The sequence below is a fragment of the Flavobacterium aquicola genome (assembly GCF_003385115.1).
Lineage (GTDB): Bacteria > Bacteroidota > Bacteroidia > Flavobacteriales > Flavobacteriaceae > Flavobacterium > Flavobacterium aquicola.
In genome coordinates, this window is the sequence record NZ_QUNI01000011.1 from 1 (window position 1) to 20,249 (window position 20,249).

At 34.2% G+C, this 20,249-nt stretch carries 17 protein-coding genes; 11 read left to right on the forward strand and 6 right to left on the reverse strand.

The window, feature by feature from the left end:
- Nucleotides 1-175 precede the first annotated feature (175 nt).
- The gene (locus C8P67_RS16445; protein ID WP_245980483.1) at nucleotides 176-835 is read right to left on the reverse strand and encodes a DUF4294 domain-containing protein; all 660 of its coding nucleotides are present in this window, start codon (nucleotides 833-835) and stop codon (nucleotides 176-178) included.
- An 83-nt stretch (nucleotides 836-918) separates the two neighbouring features.
- Between C8P67_RS16445 and C8P67_RS16450 the strand changes: the two genes are divergently transcribed.
- From C8P67_RS16450 to C8P67_RS16490, 9 genes are all read left to right on the forward strand, one after another.
- Complete coding sequence (locus C8P67_RS16450) at nucleotides 919-2,007, forward strand: M42 family metallopeptidase (protein WP_115814276.1); 1,089 nt, start codon at nucleotides 919-921, stop codon at nucleotides 2,005-2,007.
- Nucleotides 2,008-2,073: 66 nt separating this feature from the next.
- Nucleotides 2,074-2,754, forward strand: coding sequence for a response regulator transcription factor (locus tag C8P67_RS16455; RefSeq protein WP_115814277.1), 681 nt, complete (start codon nucleotides 2,074-2,076; stop codon nucleotides 2,752-2,754).
- A complete protein-coding gene (locus tag C8P67_RS16460) occupies nucleotides 2,751-4,112 on the forward strand; it encodes a HAMP domain-containing sensor histidine kinase (RefSeq protein WP_115814278.1) in 1,362 nt (453 codons plus the stop codon). Before C8P67_RS16455 ends, C8P67_RS16460 begins: the two co-directional genes overlap by 4 nt.
- Nucleotides 4,113-4,196: 84 nt before the next feature.
- The gene (locus C8P67_RS16465) at nucleotides 4,197-5,444 is read left to right on the forward strand and encodes a TolC family protein (protein ID WP_115814279.1); all 1,248 of its coding nucleotides are present in this window, start codon (nucleotides 4,197-4,199) and stop codon (nucleotides 5,442-5,444) included.
- A 12-nt stretch (nucleotides 5,445-5,456) separates the two neighbouring features.
- A complete protein-coding gene (locus C8P67_RS16470) occupies nucleotides 5,457-6,542 on the forward strand; it encodes an efflux RND transporter periplasmic adaptor subunit (protein WP_115814280.1) in 1,086 nt (361 codons plus the stop codon).
- A gap of 3 nt (nucleotides 6,543-6,545) precedes the next feature.
- On the forward strand, nucleotides 6,546-9,644 hold the full coding sequence (locus C8P67_RS16475; protein WP_115814281.1) for an efflux RND transporter permease subunit: 3,099 nt from the start codon (nucleotides 6,546-6,548) through the stop codon (nucleotides 9,642-9,644).
- A 234-nt stretch (nucleotides 9,645-9,878) separates the two neighbouring features.
- Nucleotides 9,879-11,231 carry a cytochrome ubiquinol oxidase subunit I gene (locus C8P67_RS16480; RefSeq protein ID WP_115814282.1) on the forward strand — a complete coding sequence of 451 codons (1,353 nt, stop codon included), beginning with the start codon at nucleotides 9,879-9,881 and terminating at the stop codon, nucleotides 11,229-11,231.
- 10 nt (nucleotides 11,232-11,241) lie between these two features.
- Nucleotides 11,242-12,279, forward strand: coding sequence for a cytochrome d ubiquinol oxidase subunit II (cydB, locus tag C8P67_RS16485; RefSeq protein ID WP_115814283.1), 1,038 nt, complete (start codon nucleotides 11,242-11,244; stop codon nucleotides 12,277-12,279).
- 100 nt (nucleotides 12,280-12,379) lie between these two features.
- A complete protein-coding gene (locus tag C8P67_RS16490) occupies nucleotides 12,380-12,763 on the forward strand; it encodes a hypothetical protein (protein WP_147298249.1) in 384 nt (127 codons plus the stop codon).
- A gap of 193 nt (nucleotides 12,764-12,956) precedes the next feature.
- Here the strand turns inward: C8P67_RS16490 and C8P67_RS16495 are convergent, their stop codons facing one another.
- Nucleotides 12,957-13,313 carry a winged helix-turn-helix transcriptional regulator gene (locus C8P67_RS16495; RefSeq protein WP_115814285.1) on the reverse strand — a complete coding sequence of 119 codons (357 nt, stop codon included), beginning with the start codon at nucleotides 13,311-13,313 and terminating at the stop codon, nucleotides 12,957-12,959.
- Between the two features lie 135 nt (nucleotides 13,314-13,448).
- Here C8P67_RS16495 and C8P67_RS16500 point away from each other — a divergent pair, with 135 nt between their 5' ends.
- On the forward strand, nucleotides 13,449-14,096 hold the full coding sequence (locus tag C8P67_RS16500; RefSeq protein ID WP_115814286.1) for an NAD(P)-dependent oxidoreductase: 648 nt from the start codon (nucleotides 13,449-13,451) through the stop codon (nucleotides 14,094-14,096).
- Nucleotides 14,097-14,326: 230 nt separating this feature from the next.
- Complete coding sequence (locus C8P67_RS16505; protein WP_115814287.1) at nucleotides 14,327-14,929, forward strand: DUF2238 domain-containing protein; 603 nt, start codon at nucleotides 14,327-14,329, stop codon at nucleotides 14,927-14,929.
- An 85-nt stretch (nucleotides 14,930-15,014) separates the two neighbouring features.
- Here C8P67_RS16505 and C8P67_RS16510 read toward each other — a convergent pair whose 3' ends face one another.
- The 4 genes from C8P67_RS16510 to ilvC all read right to left on the reverse strand — a co-directional run bounded on the left by C8P67_RS16510 (nucleotide 15,015) and on the right by ilvC (nucleotide 20,222).
- The gene (locus C8P67_RS16510) at nucleotides 15,015-15,551 is read right to left on the reverse strand and encodes a hypothetical protein (protein WP_147298250.1); all 537 of its coding nucleotides are present in this window, start codon (nucleotides 15,549-15,551) and stop codon (nucleotides 15,015-15,017) included.
- An 89-nt stretch (nucleotides 15,552-15,640) separates the two neighbouring features.
- Entirely contained in the window at nucleotides 15,641-16,018 is a 378-nt protein-coding gene (locus tag C8P67_RS16515) for an ankyrin repeat domain-containing protein (RefSeq protein ID WP_115814289.1), read from the reverse strand.
- Between the two features lie 394 nt (nucleotides 16,019-16,412).
- Entirely contained in the window at nucleotides 16,413-18,323 is a 1,911-nt protein-coding gene (gene acs, locus C8P67_RS16520; RefSeq protein WP_115814290.1) for an acetate--CoA ligase, read from the reverse strand.
- 426 nt (nucleotides 18,324-18,749) lie between these two features.
- Entirely contained in the window at nucleotides 18,750-20,222 is a 1,473-nt protein-coding gene (gene ilvC, locus C8P67_RS16525; RefSeq protein ID WP_115814291.1) for a ketol-acid reductoisomerase, read from the reverse strand.
- Nucleotides 20,223-20,249 lie beyond the last annotated feature (27 nt).

The following is a 20,249-nucleotide window of genomic DNA, read 5'->3' on the forward strand; positions in this document are numbered from 1 at the left end:
CTAGCCCTGATTACTTCGCCAGTTCGCTTCGCTCGTGTGCAGTGGAAATCCTCCCTGGCCGGGGTTCGGCCGGGGAGATTGTAACGGATAGCAGGTTTTGGCTCTTAAAAATATAATTGCAAAAAAAAGAGACAATTACCTTAGTAATCATCTCTTTATTACAAACTGTCCGTTTTTATTTTTTAATCCAAGCTTCGTCCAGCTTTTCATAATCTATTGGCTTTGCTGCTTCCTGCTTTCGGAGCCTGCCGGATTCGAATCCCCTGACTAAAATAGTTTCAATTAAATAATCCTCATTGACCTCGAAAGGCTGATATTTCATTTTTAAATCAATATTGAACATGCTGGCGGTAGTATTGGACACAAATGCTTTAAAACCACTTTTGAGATTTTTTATTAATTCGTATGTAGTGAATCCTGTTTGTCTATCAATTAATTTGACCAAAATTTGGCCCTGCTTTCTGGAAAGTTTTTTTAAACGAGCTTCAAACTCATTACTTAAATAATCTTCAACTATTTTGAAATACCTCTTTTGATCTCTTTTATTAGTAAACTTCTGCATGCCTTTATTTAATGAAGTCAGCCTTTCGGAAGCGATTCTTGCATATGGATAAGTAGCATAAACTCTTCTTTGGAGTAGTAAAAACTGTTTTTTGTCCTCTTCACTCATCTTGTGTGTTTCGATTACCAGTTCGGGAAGCACAATAGTGTCTCCAAAAATACTATCGGCTTCTGTTAAAACATAACCCATTGGAATATTATCATTTTTTGGGTCTTGGGCATGAACAGATAGTGATGTCAAAAAACAGAAAAATAAAATTTTATAAAGCTTCATGGGGAATTATTTTTAACACAAAATTATACATTAAATATAGAACTATAAAGACAAATATTTAATTTAGCGAAAAATTATTTTATATGAGTACTGAATCAATATTGAATGCATCATCTATTACCTTTTTAGAGAAATATCTGAACAATGCATCCCCTACTGGCTTTGAAAGCGAAGGTCAAAAAATATGGATGGATTATTTAAAACCATACGTGGATACTTTTATTACCGACACCTATGGAACTGCTGTGGGAGTGATTAATCCTGATGCTCCATACAAAGTTGTCATAGAAGGTCATGCTGATGAAATTGCGTGGTATGTGAATTATATTACCGATGATGGACTAGTTTATGTAATACGAAACGGTGGATCTGATCATCAAATTGCACCATCAAAGCGTGTTAACATCCATACCAAAAACGGAATCGTAAAAGGAGTGTTTGGATGGCCTGCCATTCATACCCGAAACAGAGACAAGGAAGAAAATCCAAAAATTAGTAATATTTTCATTGATTTGGGTTGCGAAACCAAAGAACAGGTTGAAAAATTAGGAGTTCATGTAGGTTGTGTGATTACGTATCCTGATGAATTCATAATTATGAACGAGAACAAATTTGTTTGTCGCGCTATCGATAATCGAATGGGAGGTTTTATGATTGCTGAAGTTGCTCGTTTGTTGCATGAAAATAATATCAAACTGCCTTTTGGTTTGTATATTACTAATGCTGTTCAGGAAGAAGTCGGTCTTAGAGGTGCCGAAATGATTACCCAAACCATAAAACCAAATGTTGCCATTGTTACTGATGTTTGTCACGATTCTACAACTCCAATGATTGATAAGAAAATTGAAGGAGACACTAAAATTGGTAAAGGGCCTGTTGTTACTTATGCTCCAGCGGTACAAAATAATTTGAGAGAGTTGATTCTGAACACAGCCGTAGAAAAAAACATTCCGTTTCAGCGTTTGGCTTCTTCAAGAGTTACCGGTACAGATACTGATGCATTTGCGTATAGTAATGGCGGAGTAGCTTCGGCTTTGATTTCGCTTCCGTTGAGATACATGCACACAACTGTCGAAATGGTTCATCGTGAAGATGTTGAAAACGTAATCAAATTGATCTATGAAACGTTATTGAAGATTGAAAACAATGAAACCTTCTCTTATTTTAAATAATTGAAGAATACAAAACATACATTCGGCTATTTGTTTTAATAGCCGAATGTATATTATCCATGCTCTATGAAAATTTTATTACTCGAAGACGATTTTACTTTATCTAAAGAAATCTCAGCATTCTTTAGATCAAAAGAATTCGAGTGTTTTCCTTATTATGATGGGGCATTATTATTAAAAAAGTATTCACCATACGAATATGATTTAATAGTTCTTGATATTAATGTTCCAGGAAAAAATGGAATCGATGTCTGCAAAGGCATTCGAGAGATTGATAAAAAAACTCCTATTTTAATGCTAACCGCGTTTAGCGAAATTGAAGATAAATTAGCTTCTTTTGATAATGGAGCCGATGATTACTTGGTGAAACCTTTTCACTTTGAAGAACTTTTTGCCCGCATTTTATCTTTATTAAGACGGAAAGAAATTCCTCAGCAAACACAGCAAAAAATCACTATTCAGGATTTAGAAATTCTGGAAGATGAAATGAAAATTTATCGCTCCGGCATTGAAATCAAATTAACTCCTAAAGAATTCAAATTGATTTTGATTTTGGCTCATGCCAAAGGGAAAGTAGTTTCTAAACAGTTTATAGCCGAAAAACTTTGGGATTATCATATAGAAACCAACCAAAATACAATTGAAGTGTATATTAATTTTTTGAGAAAAAAAATCGATAAAGACCACGATATAAAACTGCTTCATACCAAAATTGGTTACGGATATTATTTAAACGATCAGGAATGACCTTAAAAAACAGAATATCACTTTTAGTCAGCCTGCTTTTTACAATCCTCTTTGGACTGGCTTCAACATTGATATTTGTTTTATATTCCAATTTTAGAAAAGAAGAATTTCGCGACCGATTGGAAATAAAAGCACTTTCTAATATTAAACTATTAGTCAATGTAAAAGAAGTTGATGATCAGCTTTTGAAAATGATTGATCAGAACTCGATTAACAAATTGTATGACGAAAAAACATTAGTATTCGATTCCAATTACAAATTGATATACAGCAGTATTGACGATGCCAAAATTAACTGGTCTATTAATGATTTAAAGTACCTCAAAAAACATAAAACTTTTTTTAAACAACAAGGCAATTATGAAGTGTATGGTGTTTTTTATGATACCAAAGACAGAGATTTTTATGCGTTAATTTCTGCCAAAGATGATTACGGCAAGCGAAAACTGCTCTTTTTAAGATATACTTTAATTATCTCCTATGTGTTTTTTACTTGTATTTGCTGGGTTTTAACCTCCTTTATGGTAAAAAAAGCGATGAATCCTTTAAGTATTTTTCACCAAAAAATAAAAAACATAAATGAGAATAATCTCGACACCAGAGTCAGTTTAAAAGACAATAAAAACGAAATTGATTTGATTGCCAATGAATTTAATTTCATGATGGACCGAATCGAGATTTCCTATCAAAAACAAAAAGAATTCACGGCTCATGCTTCACACGAACTTCGAACTCCGCTGTCCAGAATCACTTCTCAAATAGAAAATGTGGTTTCGGATTCTGCGACATCCGACAAGGGAAAGTCTTTTTTGAAAGTGATTTTATCAGACGTAAATCAGCTGACACAGTTGATACATTCCTTATTGATCCTTTCAAAAATCGACAACAAAGATCGTGAAAATAGCGAAGTGCATAGAATGGATGAAATTCTGTTTTCGGCCATTGAAAACCAGAACAAGAGCTTTCCGGATTTTGTAATTCATTTTGAAATGGAAGAAAGCGACAGTTTGGATTCGGCATTGGAAATTAAAGGAAATAAAAATCTTTTAGAAATTGCTTTGGGCAATGTTTTAAAAAATGCCTGTGTTTACTCCGATAACAAACAAGCCAAAGTAAAAATCAGCACCCACAACAATCATCTTGTCATTTCTGTTTACAATACCGGGGAAACTTTGAGTGAAATGGAACAGGAGAATCTTTTTCAGCCTTTTATGCGTGGTACAAATGCCAAAGGAACTTCGGGTTTCGGCTTAGGATTACGCATCGTACAGCGCATACTCACACTGCATGACTGCACCATCACCTACAGTGTTCCTGAAAAAAATACCAATTTATTTCGGTTGTTTTTTAATCAATAGTCATTTTTAAGCTCTTTTTAAGGTAGATCTTAAGGTCTCTTAAAGTCCGGCGATAGCATATTTGTATCAAATAAAACCGATACAATGAAAAAGTTATCTGCACTACTATTTCTGATTTTAATAAATCAGGTGAGTTTAGCTCAAAAAACAGTCACACTTCAGGATTGTGAAAGCCAGTTTCTTAAAAACAATCTTTTTTTGCTGGCTTCTCAATACAATATTGATGCTTCGAAAGCACTGACCATTCAAGCCCGAATTTGGGATAACCCGACAATTACAGCACAATTAAACGCTTATAATCCTGAAAGAAATCAATATTTTGATATTGGAAAAGACGGTCAAAAAGCTTTTGGTATTGAACAGTTGATTTATTTAGGCGGAAAAAAACGCAACGAAATACAATTATCTCAAACCAATGAACAACTGGCCGAACTGCAGTTTAATGATCTTTTGCGAACCTTAAAATTGCAATTACGCAAGAGTTTCTATACGGTTTATTACAATACAAAAAGCCTTGAAACCACCGATGAACAGCTTTCTCATATCGAAGATCTGATCAGTTCCTACTCTATTCAGGCTCAAAAAGGCAATATTCCTTTAAAAGACGTTGTCCGTTTGCAATCGCTTTATCTCAATTTTAAAAACGAGCGAATGGAAGTTGTAAATAATAATATTGAGGAGCAGGGCAATTTAAAACTACTGCTTAATTCTACTGAGAATGTGATTCCGGAAGTTTCTAAAGAGGAATTCAATAAATACCTAAAAACTATTGATTTTGATTTAAAATCTTTTGAAAATGAAGCTATTGTCAACAGACCCGATTATTTAGCCAAACAAAAAGAAATCGAGGCAAATGAACTAAATGTAAAATGGCAAAAATCACTTGCAATTCCGGACCTTACGTTGGGAGCAAATTACGATCAAAGAAGTGGTGCTTTTGAAAAAGAAGCAAATGTAACCATTGGAATTCCGCTTCCTCTTTGGAACAAAAACAAAGGAAATATCAAATATGCCAAAACAGTTTTGGAACAATCTAAAGTTGAAAAGCAAAATTTTGAACTTCAATTGCAAACCGAAATTACTTCGGCATGGAATAAATGGGATGAATCCCGCAAAAACTACACAGTCATAAAACCAACCGTTAATTCCGATTTTGAAGCCGTCTATAATGGAATGCTGACGAATTTCCAAAAAAGAAATGTCAGCTTATTAGAATTCACCGATTTCATGGAAAGTTACAATCAGGCAACTATTCAGGTCAATGAGCTAAAGAAAAAGCTGGCACTTTCTGCCGAAGAATTAAACAGCACAATCAACAAAGACTTATTTTAAAACTAAATACTAATGAAACATACACTAATTATAGGAATTGCACTTGTAAGTTTAACTGTTACAAGCTGTAAAAAGGAAGCCGAAAATCTGCAGACCAATACTTCTTTTGCGTTAAGCGATATGATGTTAAAAACTACTACAACCGCTATAGCACAAACGCAAAAGGTAAAAAACGAATTAAGTTTTTATGGAAAAATAACAGCCGATAACAATAAAATGATTGACGTGTACCCTCTTGTAGGCGGAAATGTAGTCAAGGTAAATGTTGAACTTGGCGATTATGTTAAAAAAGGACAGGTTTTAGCCACCATAAAGAGTACTGATATTGCCGATTTTGAAAAACAATCGCTCGATGCGAAAAGTGATTTACTGGTTGCCAAAAACAATTTGAAAGTTGCCCAGGAACTATTTGACGGTAAATTGAATTCTGAAAGTGATGTGCTTCAGGCAAAATCAGAAGTTGCGAAAGCGCAATCCCAATTGAGCAAAATTCAGGAGACTTATAAAATTTATAATATCAAAGCGGGGTCTATTTATGAAGTAACGGCTCCAATCAGTGGTTTTATCATTCAAAAAAGTATCAATCAGGATATGCTACTGCGTTCAGACCGTTCAGAAAACATATTTGATATTGCCGAAATCAGTGAAGTTTGGGCTATGGCAAACATCAACGAAATTGATATTAATAAAGTAAAATTAGGAATCGACGCCGATGTAACAACATTGAGTTATCCCGATAAAACCTTTAAAGGAAAAGTGGATAAAATTTTCAATGTTATCGACCCGGAAACCAAAGCGATGCAGGCAAGAATTAAACTGCAAAATCCGGGTTATTTACTGAAACCCGACATGAATGCAAATATCAAATTATCTTTTAACGAAGACAAATCGATGATTGCTATTCCTAGCAATGCCATTGTTTTTGACAAAAGCAAAAACTTTGTCATGATTTTTAAAGACCGCCATAATATTGAGACCAGAGAAGTTCAAGTATATAGAGTCGTAGGTGACACCACCTACATTTCAAGCGGTTTGAAAGAAAATGAAAAAGTTATTACCAACAATCAGTTATTTATTTATCGCTCCCTAAACGATTAAGACATGAACAAATTCATCAGAAATATTATTGCTTTTTCGCTCAAGAATAAAGCATTTACCTTTTTTTGGGTGGGAATATTGGCAGTTGCAGGATTTATTTCTTTCAAAAATATGCCAATTGACGCTTTTCCGGATGTAACCAATACTCAAATCATCATCATTACACAGTGGAATGGTAAAAGTGCTGAGGAAGTAGAACGTTTTGTAACGTCTCCAATCGAAATTTCAATGAACTCGGTGCAGAAAAAGACCAGTGTTCGCAGTATTACGATGTTTGGACTATCGGTTATCAAAATTATTTTTGACGATGGAGTCGATGACACTTTTGCCCGTCTGCAGGTCAATAATTTATTGAAAAATGTTTCACTTCCCGAAGATGTTGAACCCGATGTACAACCACCGTATGGACCAACGGGCGAAATATTCAGATATATTGTAAAAAGCAACAGCAGAGATTCCAGAGAATTATTAACCTATCAAAACTGGGTAATCGACAAACAGCTTCGTGCTGTTCCGGGTGTTGCCGATTTGAATGTTTTTGGAGGTCAGACAAAAACGTATGAAGTAGGTGTTGATCCAATCAAATTGGCCAAATACAACATCACTCCATTGCAGGTTTACAACGCCGTAAATGCAGGAAACTTAAATGTTGGCGGGGATATTATCGAAAAAAACGGTCAGGCGTTTGTGGTTCGCGGAGTTGGACTTTTAAAATCGATTCCGGACATTGAAAATATTATTGTTGATGTTGCCGGAGGAAATCCAATTTTAGTTAAAAATGTAGCTTCGGTTTACGAAAGCTCAATGCCAAGGGTTGGACAAACCGGAATTGGAAAAAATGACGATGCCGTTGAAGGAATTGTTGTAATGCGCAAGGGCGAAAACGCTCAGGAAACATTAGCTCTGATCAAAGAAAAAATCAAAGATCTGAATGACAATGTTCTTCCAAAAGACATTAAAATAGAAACCTTTTATGATCGTGATAATCTAATGAATTTCACGACCGAAACGGTAATGCATAATTTATTCGAAGGAATTATTCTGGTTACCTGCGTAGTTTTTCTTTTCATGGCCGACTGGAGAACAACTTTTACGGTTTCGATTGTTATTCCGCTTTCCTTATTGTTTGCGTTTTTATGTTTGAAACTGATGGGAATGAGTGCCAACCTGCTGAGTTTGGGAGCAGTCGATTTCGGTATTATTATTGACGGTGCAGTCGTCATGGTCGAGGGATTATTTGTCGTATTGGATCATCGGGCGCATCAGCTGGGAATGACAGCGTATAACAAAATTGCGAAAGGAAGCCTGATTAAAAAAACGGGAACCGAAATGGGTAAAGCTATTTTCTTTTCTAAATTAATTATCATAACTGCTCTATTGCCAATATTCGCATTCCAAAAAGTAGAAGGAAAAATGTTTTCGCCTCTCGCCTACACACTTGGTTTTGCGTTAATGGGAGCATTACTTTTCACTTTGACATTAGTTCCGGTTTTATCGCATATCCTTTTAAATAAAAATGTAAAAGAAAAAAACAATCCGTTTGTAAACTTTTGGGACCGAATAGTAAGTAAAGGTTTTGCGTGGACATTCAAACATAAAATAAAAACATTGATAGCTTCGGTTGCGATATTAGTAACGGTTTTCTTTTCGGCAACATTTTTAGGAACGGAGTTTTTACCACAATTAAACGAAGGAGCTTTATGGGTAACGGCCGAATTGCCAATGAGTACATCGCTACCAGAAAGTGTGCAGACCGCAGCAATAATCCGAAAAGATCTGGAAAGTTTTCCCGAAGTAAAAAAGGTATTGTCTCAAACCGGTCGAAGCAACGACGGAACAGACCCGAACGGTTTTGGGTTTATTCAGCTTCAGGTTGATTTAAAACCAAAATCTGAATGGATCCGAAAAATTTCAATGGATGATTTAATTAACGAAATGGATACTAAATTAAAAGTGCATCAGGGAATTACTTATAACTATTCACAGCCTGTAATTGATAACGTAGCCGAATCGGTAGCTGGGTTTAAAGCTTCCAATGCAGTAAAAATTTATGGTGATGATTTGGATAAACTGGATGAACTTTCGAACGAAGTTTTAGCAAAAATCAAAAACATCCCTGGTATCAAAGATGCCGGAATTCTTAGAAATGTTGGACAGCCGGAAATCAGTGTGCTCTTAGACCGCGAAAAAATGGCCGCTTATGGCGTAACATTAAGCGATGCACAGGCTGTTTTGGAACTGGCTTTTGGAGGAAAAACAGCCACTCAAAAGTATGAAGATGAGAAAAAATTTGATGTAAGGGTTCGTTTCTCTAAAGAATATCGAAAAGATGAAGAGGATTTGGCAGAGCTAAAAGTTCCAACAATCAGTGGAGCCAAAATTCCGCTAAAAGAAATTTGCGACCTTAAAACAGTTACTGGGCCGGCTTTCATTTACAGAGATAATACCAAACGTTTTATTGGTGTAAAATTCTCTGTTCGTGACCGCGATTTAGGAAGTACAATTGCCGAAGCACAACAAAAAGTGGCCGAAATAAAAATGCCTGCAGGTTACACAACAGGATGGACAGGAGAATTTGAAAATCAGGTTCGAGCCAGTGCGCGTCTGGCGCAGGTTGTACCGATAAGTTTATTGGGAATATTTGTATTACTGTTTATTTTATTCGGAAACATTAAAGATTCTTTGCTTGTTTTAGCCAATGTGCCTTTTGCAATCATCGGTGGCATTTTAGCATTGCATATTACAGGAATGAATTTTGGGATTTCGGCAGGTGTAGGTTTTATAGCATTACTAGGAATTTGTATTCAAAATGGAGTAATCCTGATATCGGAATTTCATCATAATCTGAAGGCAAAATTCTCACTCGAAGAATCGATTTTCATGGGAGTGAAAGCCAGAACAAGAGCTGTAATAATGACCGCTTTAATGGCTTCTATAGGTTTACTGCCTGCTGCAATTTCCACCGGAATTGGTTCAGAGTCTCAAAAACCTTTGGCAATCGTCATAATTGGAGGTTTAGTTACTGCAACGATACTGACATTATTAGTTTTCCCGATTATATTCTGGGTATTCAACCGTAAAAAACATGCTAGAATTGAGTAGGAGTTTTGAAATAAGTTAATTGGTTAAATATTTTTTCGACAAAAGCATCATTTTTTAAATGGTGCTTTTTTTTTGCAATCTTCTTAAATATTGTGATTCTTTTTTACATAAAAACATTTTCTTTTATAGGAATGAAAGAATATCAAAAAACAGAAATAAAATTAATTTTTAAGCCTAATAAAGTTAGCTTTCTGTCGTAAATTTACACATACTTTTAAACAAAATACTTTCCTTATGGATGTTGAAATACTTGCCCGCATACAATTTGCTTTCACAATCGCCTTTCATTATATCTATCCCCCATTAAGCATTGGAATAGGATTGATTATGGTCATTATGGAAGGACTTTATCTTAAAACCGGAAATAAAGAGTACGAAATTCTGACTCGTTTTTGGATTAAAATATTCGCAATAACTTTCGGAATTGGCGTTGCAACCGGAATTATCATGGAGTTTGAATTTGGAACCAATTGGGCAATTTATTCACGGTATGTTGGTGATATTTTTGGAAGTGCCTTAGCTGCCGAAGGATTATTTGCTTTCGGGCTGGAAAGCACTTTTCTGGGAGTGCTGCTTTTTGGATGGAACCGAGTGAAACCTTGGGTTCATTTTGTATCGGCTTTGGGCGTTTTTTTAGGATCAATGTTCTCTGCAGTTTGGATTGTAGTTGCAAATTCGTGGCAGCAAACACCAGCCGGCTATCATATTGTCGGTATAGGCTTGCATGCCCGTGCCGAAGTAACCGATTTTTGGGCAATGGTTTTCAATCCTTCAAGTGTGGATAGAATTATTCATACTTGGCAGGGGGCAATTTTAGCAGGAGCTTTTTTAGTTTTAAGTGTACATGCTTATTACATTAGGAAAGGTCGTTATGTCGAAATATCAAAAAAGGCATTCAAAATTTCTTTAGTAGTTGCTACAATTTTTTCACTTACTCAATTGATTTCAGGTCATAGCACGGCTGACGGAGTTGCAGTAAACCAGCCTGCAAAACTCGCTACTATGGAAGGCCATTTTGAAAAAGATAAACCTGCCGATTTATATCTTCTCGGATGGGTTGATAAAGAAAACCAAAAAGTAACAGGAATTGGAATTCCAGGCGGATTATCTTTTCTTGTCCATCAAGATTTTAATGCTCCTATAAAAGGATTGAATAATTTTCCAGTTGAAGACAGGCCCAGCCAGATAAACGCTGTTTTTCAATTCTATCATATTATGGTTATAATTGGAATGTTTTTAATTGGACTCACATTATACTCCAGTTTTTTATGGTGGAAAGGGCGATTATTTGAAAATAAATGGCTGTTATGGATTTTTTCGTTTTCGGTAATTCTTCCTCAAATAGCCAATCAAGTTGGATGGTTCACTGCCGAAATGGGGAGACAGCCTTGGGTTGTTTACGGGCAGTTAAGAACCAGCAAAGCATTTTCACAAGAAGTTTCTTCACAGCAGATTGTTTTTTCCTTGGTTATGTTCACTATAGTTTATTCATTATTGCTGGCTTTATTTCTATATACCGTAAATAAAAAAATAAAACATGGTCCATATGATGAAGCTGAAACACAAGTAACATTCAAATCCTTTTAATCTTTATAGTATGGAAACTTTTTTAGGGATCGACTATCCTACATTATGGTATTTAGTAATTGGACTGTTATTTTCGGGTTATGCAATATTAGAAGGTTTTGATTTTGGTGCTGGTGCCTGGCATTTATTCTTCAGAAAAGATTTAAGCCGAAGAATTGCAATAAACGCTATTGCCCCTGTTTGGGATGCAAACCAAGTCTGGCTGATTATTGGCGGAGGAGCATTATTTGCTGGATTTCCTGTTATGTATGCCACAATGTTATCAGCTATGTATGTTCCGTTTATGCTTTTTTTAATGCTAAATGTACTTCGGGCTGCTGCCATTAAATTTCGAAGTGTCGAAGAAATGACGTGGTGGAGAAAAAGCTGGGACATTATTTACAGTACTTCTAGTATAATGATTGCCTTTTTGCTTGGTGTGGTATTAGCCAATATTTTGCAAGGTTTTGCTTTAGGGGAAAATTTCACTTATCATGGCGGTGTGTTTTTTTCTTTCTTAAATCCTTACGCCATAATGGTTGGATTTACGACACTTTCTATTTTTATGACACAAGGCGCAATTTATCTTTTATTAAAAACCGAAGGAAGATTACATGAAAGATTGACATTTTTACTTCAGAAAGGAATGATATTCTTTATTATCAGCTTTGGAATCACAACTCTTTACACATTAGTTTTTATTCCAGAAGTTACAGCTAACTTCAGAGCAAATCCAGTATATTTTGTTGTTCCAGTAATATCTTTTTTGGCAGTAGCCAATGTTCCACGTCTGGTTTCAAAAAAACAATACATGCGGGCATTGATCTTTTCGTCATTAACGATGGCTTTTTTACTGATACTTGTAGCATTGCAATTGTATCCAACTTTGTTAATCTCTACAATTAATCCCAAGTTTAATGTGACAATTTACAATGCAGCTTCCTCTCAAAAATCGTTAGGAATAATGCTGACGATTGTTGCCATTGGCGCACCTTTATTAGGAGCCTATTTTTTCTTTTTGTACAGAACATTCAATGGAAAAGTGAAACTGGATGACACTAGCTATTAGTTACCAGCAATTGTGGCGCAAAATGGAGAATCTAACGCAATTTTATGTGAAAGCAACTCGCAAATAAATATAATAGATTATGCAATCAAAGATTTCCAAAATGAAAATAGTGATAAGTATTTCTATAATAGCTTTATTAATTTCAAATTGTGGTAGAAAAACTGATTTAGAAAACCAAATTACTATAACAATAACTTCAGTTGATAGCAAAACTAAACAACGTAGAATTAATACGTTTGACACCATTGAAGTTAGAAAGGAGGGTATGGGATACTTAATGAGAACTTATCCAAAAGTTGGAGAATATATTACAGATTCTATGGGTTCGGTTAAAATTAAAATTGACAGTACTGATGGGTATAGATTTATGCTTAATAAAAAAGGTTTCTATGGTTCAGAAAGTTTTGCAGAACCATTCACTAAAGAAAAGTTAAAAGACGGTCAAGAAATAAACATTGAGGCTATCTCACTTGAAGAAAGATAAATATAATGGTAAAGAACAACTGCTGGTAACAGCTACTACAACGGATTTGGGCAATAGGCTTAATGGAAAGATGGTTTTGTATTTGAGATGATTTGGCAAGTCCAAAGAATGGGCTCAATTTAGTCCCAAACCCGCTGTAGTACCAGAGCGTTACTGGCAATATTAAAACGCCCCACACGATTATCGGACAGTCCTATTTTTTTAAAATTGATTTTCTGTAATTGACTCCCCATTCTCCCATTGCTTCAATAACTTTGTTCAAACTTTTGCCTTGAGATGTAAGTTCGTATTCAACAGTAATTGGCATTGTATCTATGACTGTCCTTTTTACAAGTTGATTCATTTCTAAGTCCTTCAACTCTTTTGACAATACCTTTGGTGCGATGCCTTCAATATGTCGGCTTAAATTCATAAAACGGAATTTTCCGTTATAGTAAAGTGCAGCTACAATGACAGTTTTCCATTTTCCACTTAACAAATCCTGTGTGTCTTTGACTCCTTGAAGTTGTAACTGACAAATATCTGTAAGTTGTGATTTTTCCTTTTTCATAGTCACAAAGTTATAAAACTAATTACAAAAAAGGATGCTACTTACCAAAACGAAACTACTTACCAAAAGGTATCTGTTATATTTTGTGTAACTATAATAAATATTTTTGTAAAATAATTTTAAACAATAAAAAAAATGAAAATAGCAGTAATTGGAACAACAGGTTTTGTGGGAACAAGTATCACAAACGAATTAACAAACCGTAACCACAGCGTTACAGGAATTTCAAGAAACATTAAAACAACAGACAACCCGAATTTAACAATTGTTTCGGTAGATGTTACAGACGTAAAAAAACTTACTGAGATATTAAATGGCAACGATATTGTTGTTAGTGCTTTTAATGCAGGCTGGGAAAACCCTAATATTTACAATGACTTTCTTGCGGGTTCCAATGCAATTCAGGAAGCAGTAAAACTTGCAGGTGTTAATCGTTTTATTGTAATTGGTGGAGCTGGCAGTTTGTATGTTGCCGAAGGAATTCAGGCAGTTGACACACCAGAAGTACCAGAAGAATTTAGAGCAGGTGCAAGAGCATCCAGAGATTATTTAAACATACTGAAAAATGAAATGGAATTAGATTGGGCATTTTTCAGTCCTCCATTTGAGATGCATCCACATATAAAAACTGGGAGAACAGGAAAATATCGTTTAGGAAAAGATTTTGCCCTATTTAACGATGAAAATATAAGTATGCTTTCTGTTGAAGATTTGGCTGTTGTTATTGTAGACGAGATAGAAAATCAAAAACATCATAAACAACATTTTACAGCAGCTTATTAAATAAAACGTTTTAATGAATATTTAAACATGTTTGGCACTATAAAATGGCGAACATGTTTTTGAATTTTTAGAGCATACGAAGAAAAATGCTACCTGTAACAAGGTATTGGCAAAATCGGGGCAGAAGTGCTATATTTTGAGCATTGGAATTCTAATGAACATTTGTACTTTAAATACCCCAACTTCGCCAATACCCAAAACCATATAAGTAAATTTTGTATATTTCAAATATGAAATACATCTATCTTTTATTGTCATTGTTTACAGCAGCTTTACTTTGGTCAATCATTAATCCGAAAGAAGGATTTACCTGCTTTTTAGAAATTATTCCAGCAATAATTGGGCTTTTAATTTTAGTTTTTACTTTTAAAAAATTCAGATTTACCAATTTTACTTATACGCTGATTTTAATTCATTGTATTATTCTCTTTGTTGGCGGTCATTATACTTACGCAGAGGTTCCTTTTTTTGATTATATCAAAGAGCTATTTCATCAAAGCCGTAATAATTATGATAAAGTTGGTCATTTTGCACAGGGCTTTGTGCCTGCAATGATTATTAGAGAACTGTTTATTCGAAAAAAAGTTATTGCTAATCAATGCTTTTTCAATTTCATAATTGTTTCCATCTGTTTAGCTATTAGTGCAGCTTATGAATGGATTGAATGGTTTGTTTCTATTGCCACAGGAGATGGCGGAGATGCTTTCTTGGGAACACAAGGATATGTTTGGGATACGCAGTCAGATATGTTATTTGCAACGATTGGTGCTATTACGGCTCTTTTATTATTTTCAAAAATGCAAGATCAGAAACTGGCAAAAATCTACGCATAAAAAAAGCATCATTATACTCTTTAATGGTGCTTTCTTATAAAGCTCTAACAGCTTTCATTGTATGTAGCAATTCGGAGAAAATGTTTTAATTCATTCCGATAAATCTATTGGAATTGAATGAATTATGAATAATAGAACTATTGATCTTTTTAAAATTCAAAGGACTAACCTTATTCACCTCTGTACTTTCAATAATCAATTCTAGTGCTGCTATTTCGTCTTCTATAGTTCTTTCCACATATAGAGGATATCTTTCATTTGATACCGAGTTTTCAATAATTAGATCCGATTGAATTATTATTTCTTTCATGGATTCTTCAAATGCAGTGTATTCCATATCACCTGAGTTATTATTCTCTGTGATTTTATCTCCCTCAGCAATTATTTCTTTTACTGTTTTTTGATTAAAAGTGATAACCGTTTCTGGATTAAAAATATCTGCTTCGTCTGTCAAAGAACTTTTATCCATTTGCGCTGCCAAATCATTTTGTTTTTCTACATTATGATCTGATGAAATAATATTTTGAAATAAACCACTCGATACATTATTTATATTTTTTGCATTACTAATATTTGAAAATAAGACTAGTGCAATTCCTGAGAGCAAAATTGATTTTTTCATGATTATTTTTTGATTGATTTTTGATTGATTTTTGATTGATTTTTTTAAATGAGACATCACTTAGATGATGTCTCATTTTAATTTTTTATTTATTTTTTTAAAAGTTGAATAGCTTCATTTGCATTAGATAATTCAGCGTATTTTAAAGCTGTAAATCCATTTTCATCTTTTTTATTGAGATCGGCTCCTTTTGACAATAAATATTTAATAATTTCCACTTTATTGTAACGAGCAGCAATCATTAACGGACTCATTCCGTCTGATTTTTCATTAACATCTGCACCATACTCTACAAACTTTTTTACGGTTTCTAAATCTCCTTTAAATACGGCATTCCCTAAAGGCGAAACTGTATCATAAAATTCAATTTTGTGAGAGGTATTTGAAAATAAATTCACATTTGAAGCTAAAGAAACATTTGCAAAAGCTACTAAAGCTACTCCTAAATAAACGATTGATTTTTTCATAATAATTGATTTTTGATTGATGATTGATTAATTAATTAATATTCATATAATAATATTCTATGCAAATATATGTCTTAAAAAAGGTATTATGTATTGCATGGTATTAAATTTTAACTTTATATTAACTTATTAAACGTTTTTACTGAAAAAATTAGTCTCAGCCTTTTAGCGATTTAGCGTAAAAAAACACAAAAGAGCTTTTTTCAATAAATACTTTTATCAATAGACTGGAAATTAAAAAAAATGTTACGGTAATTAATAAAGATTTAACATTAAAAAACATAACTGCTCACACACAATTTTACGTACAAAACGATATACTATCTCTTTTTAGGGTAAAAAAAAACTGCTTCATAAAATGAAGCAGTTTAAATATTAAGATTAAAAAATAATGTTATACTATTCTTCCTTTTACAATCTCCTCAACAATTTCAGGATTTAAGAGAGTTGTAATATCTCCAAAATTCGAATAATCACCTTCAGCAATTTTTCTCAAAATACGACGCATAATTTTTCCCGATCTTGTTTTTGGCAATCCAGTTACGTATTGAATTTTGTCTAATTTGGCAATTGGACCAATGTGGTCTGCAATATGCTGATTAATTTCTTTTGATAGGTTATCTCGGTCTCTATATTCACCAGATTCTTTAAGTATAACATATCCATATAATGCATTTCCTTTAATATCGTGCGGGAATCCAACAATTGCAGATTCAGCGACTGCCGGATGCTCATTAATAGCATCTTCAATTGGCGCAGTACCTAAATTATGTCCGGAAACAATAACTACATCATCAACACGTCCTGTAATCCTATAATATCCTACTTCGTCACGAAGAGCTCCATCCCCAGTAAAATATTTACCTGGAAAAGTGGAAAAATATGTATCCTTATATCTTTGATGATCTCCCCAAATAGTTCTTGCAATACCCGGCCATGGAAACTTGATACACAAACTGCCTACTACCTGATTACCTTCTATTTCATTGCGTTTGTCATCCATCAAGACTGGCTGAATTCCAGGTAATGGCAATGTAGCATAAGTTGGTTTTGTTGGGGTTGTAAATGCTAACGGAGCAATCATAATTCCGCCCGTTTCTGTCTGCCACCAAGTATCAACTACCGGACAGCGCTTTCCTCCTACGTGGTCATTATACCAGTGCCATGCTTCCTCATTAATTGGTTCTCCAACTGAACCAATCACTTTCAATGATTTTAGCGGGAATCTTTGAACATAAGATAAATTTTCTTTTGCCAAAGCACGTATAGCTGTCGGTGCTGTATAAAATTGAGTCACTTTATGCTTCTCGATAGTCTCCCAGAAACGGCTAAAATCTGGATAAGAAGGAATTCCTTCATAGATAACAGTCGTGGCTCCATTCAATAATGGACCGTATAAAATGTAGGAGTGACCTGTAATCCAGCCAATATCTGCTGTACACCAAAATATATCATTCTCTTCGTAATTGAAGACATTCTTAAAAGTATAAGCAGTATAAACCATATATCCTGCGGTAGTATGAACCATTCCTTTAGGTTTTCCCGTAGAACCTGATGTGTATAATATAAACAGCGGATCTTCAGCATCCATAATTTCTGCAACACTGTTGTTAAGAGCATTATCAAGAAGTGGGGCTAACCATTGGTCACGACCAGCTTTCATCTGGATTTCGGCATTTGTTCTTTTAGCAACTAAAACAGAAGTAACACTCGGGCAGTTTTGCAAAGCTTCATCAACTATCCCCTTTAAATCAATGGTTTTATTTCCGCGATATCCGCCATCAGAAGTAATTACCATTTTACATTGACTGTCATTTATTCTTGAAGCAACAGCCGATGCTGAGAAACCTGCAAATACAACAGAATGTATAGCTCCAATTCTAGCACAAGCCAAAACGGCGACTGCCAATTCTGGTATCATTGGCAGATAAATACAGACACGGTCACCTTTATTTATTCCTTGCTCTCTTAGCACATTTGCCATTTTAGAAACACGCTCATAAAGCTCATTGTAGCTAATATGCAACGCTTGTTCAGAGGGATCATTTGGTTCAAAAATTATAGCGGTTTTATCTCCTTTCTTAGCCAAATGTCTATCAATACAATTTTTTGTGATGTTAACTTTTGCATCAACAAACCATTTAACTTCGGCATCAGCCATATTAAAATCGACAACTTTGTCCCAGTACTGATACCATGTGAAGTTCTCCTCGGCTATTTTTCCCCAAAATTTACGAGGCTCACGTATCGATTTATTATAATGTTTAAAGTATTGTTCTAAACTATCAATTTTAAAATAACTCATCTTTTTTAAATTTTTTATAAAAGTATTAAATCTGTTCGATTTTCAAAACTATTAATTTGTAAAATGTTCTAAAATAATAATAAAAAATCGCTCTTATTTAATTTTTGATGCTTTTTTCATAACGTTTTAGAATTATCACCGAAATTAAAACAAAAAAAGGGCATATTTAGAAACTAAAATGCCCTTTTATTAACAATATTTAACAACAATTTTATTCTTCTTTTTATCACAAAAGAATTTTCAAAAACAACTAGGGATTACTTCACTTAACTTACATTATGTCGAAGTTAAGTGAATGTAATTATGCATAAATATCTTTCAATTGTCCAATAAGTGCTTACTAATTCAAAATATTTAAACCTTTATGATATTATGCAAATCCCAGCACACCCTCATGGCATGGTAATTCCTAATTTTTAATTTTTATTATACAATTTTTTTCATTGCAGTCATTGATTCTCTCAGCCAAGCTCCTACTTCCTCAACAGGGTGATTTCTGATAATTGAATTAATTTCAATTAATTCTTTGTTATCAACTCCGTTACTTCCGTTATTGAAAGGACGTCCTACCAAGTTACTTGGTGCATTTTTAACATACTCAGTAATTAATGGCTTACAAGCGTGATCAAACAAATAACATCCGTATTCAGCGGTATCAGAGATTACACGGTTCATTTCAAATAATTTTTTTCTTGCAATTGTGTTAGCAATAAGTGGCGTTTCGTGTAATGATTCATAGTATGCTGATTCTTCAATAATTCCTGAATCTGTCATTGCTTCGAAAGCTAACTCAACACCTGCTCTTACCATTGCAACCATCAATACACCATTATCAAAATATTCCTGCTCTGAAATTTCAACATTACCAGCCGGAGTTTTTTCGAAATTAGTTTCTCCTGTTGCTGCTCTCCAAGTTAACAAGTTAACATCGTTGTTAGCCCAGTCAGCCATCATTGTTTTAGAGAATTCACCAGAAATAATATCATCCATATGTTTTCTGAATAGTGGACGCATAATATCTTTTAATTCTTCAGAAACTTTAAATGCTTCAATTTTAGCTGGATTAGATAATCTATCCATCATATTAGTAATACCTCCGTATTTCAAAGCCTCAGTGATAGTTTCCCAGCCGTATTGGATTAATTTAGAAGCATATCCTGCATCTACACCTTCAGCAACCATTTTGTCAAAACATAAAATAGAACCAGTCTGCAATAATCCACATAAGATTGTCTGCTCTCCCATTAAATCTGATTTTACTTCCGCAACAAAAGAAGAACGTAATACTCCTGCTCTGTTACCGCCAGTTGCAACTGCATATGCTTTTGCCTGATCTAAACCAAAACCATTAGGGTCATTTTCTGGGTGAACAGCGATAAGAGTCGGTACACCAAAACCTCTTTTATATTCTTCACGCACTTCAGAACCCGGGCATTTAGGAGCACACATAATAACTGTTAAGTCTTTACGAATCTGCATTCCTTCTTCAACAATATTAAATCCATGAGAATAAGCCAATGTAGCTCCTTGTTTCATCAATGGCATGATTGCTGCAACTACAGCTGTATGTTGTTTATCTGGCGTAAGATTACAAACTAAATCTGCTGTTGGGATTAATTCTTCATATGTTCCCACTTTGAAACCATTATCAGTAGCATTTTTAAAAGAAGCTCTTTTCTCTGCAATAGCATCAGCACGTAATGCATAAGAAATATCTAAACCTGAATCTCTCATGTTCAAACCTTGATTTAAACCTTGAGCTCCACAACCAACAATGACTACTTTTTTTCCTGCTAATGCATCTATCCCATTTGCAAATTCTGATTGATCCATGAATTCGCAAACTCCTAATTGTTCTAACTGTAATCTAAGTGGTAATGAATTGAAATAATTTGCCATTTTTTTTTAATATTTAATGAATGTAAA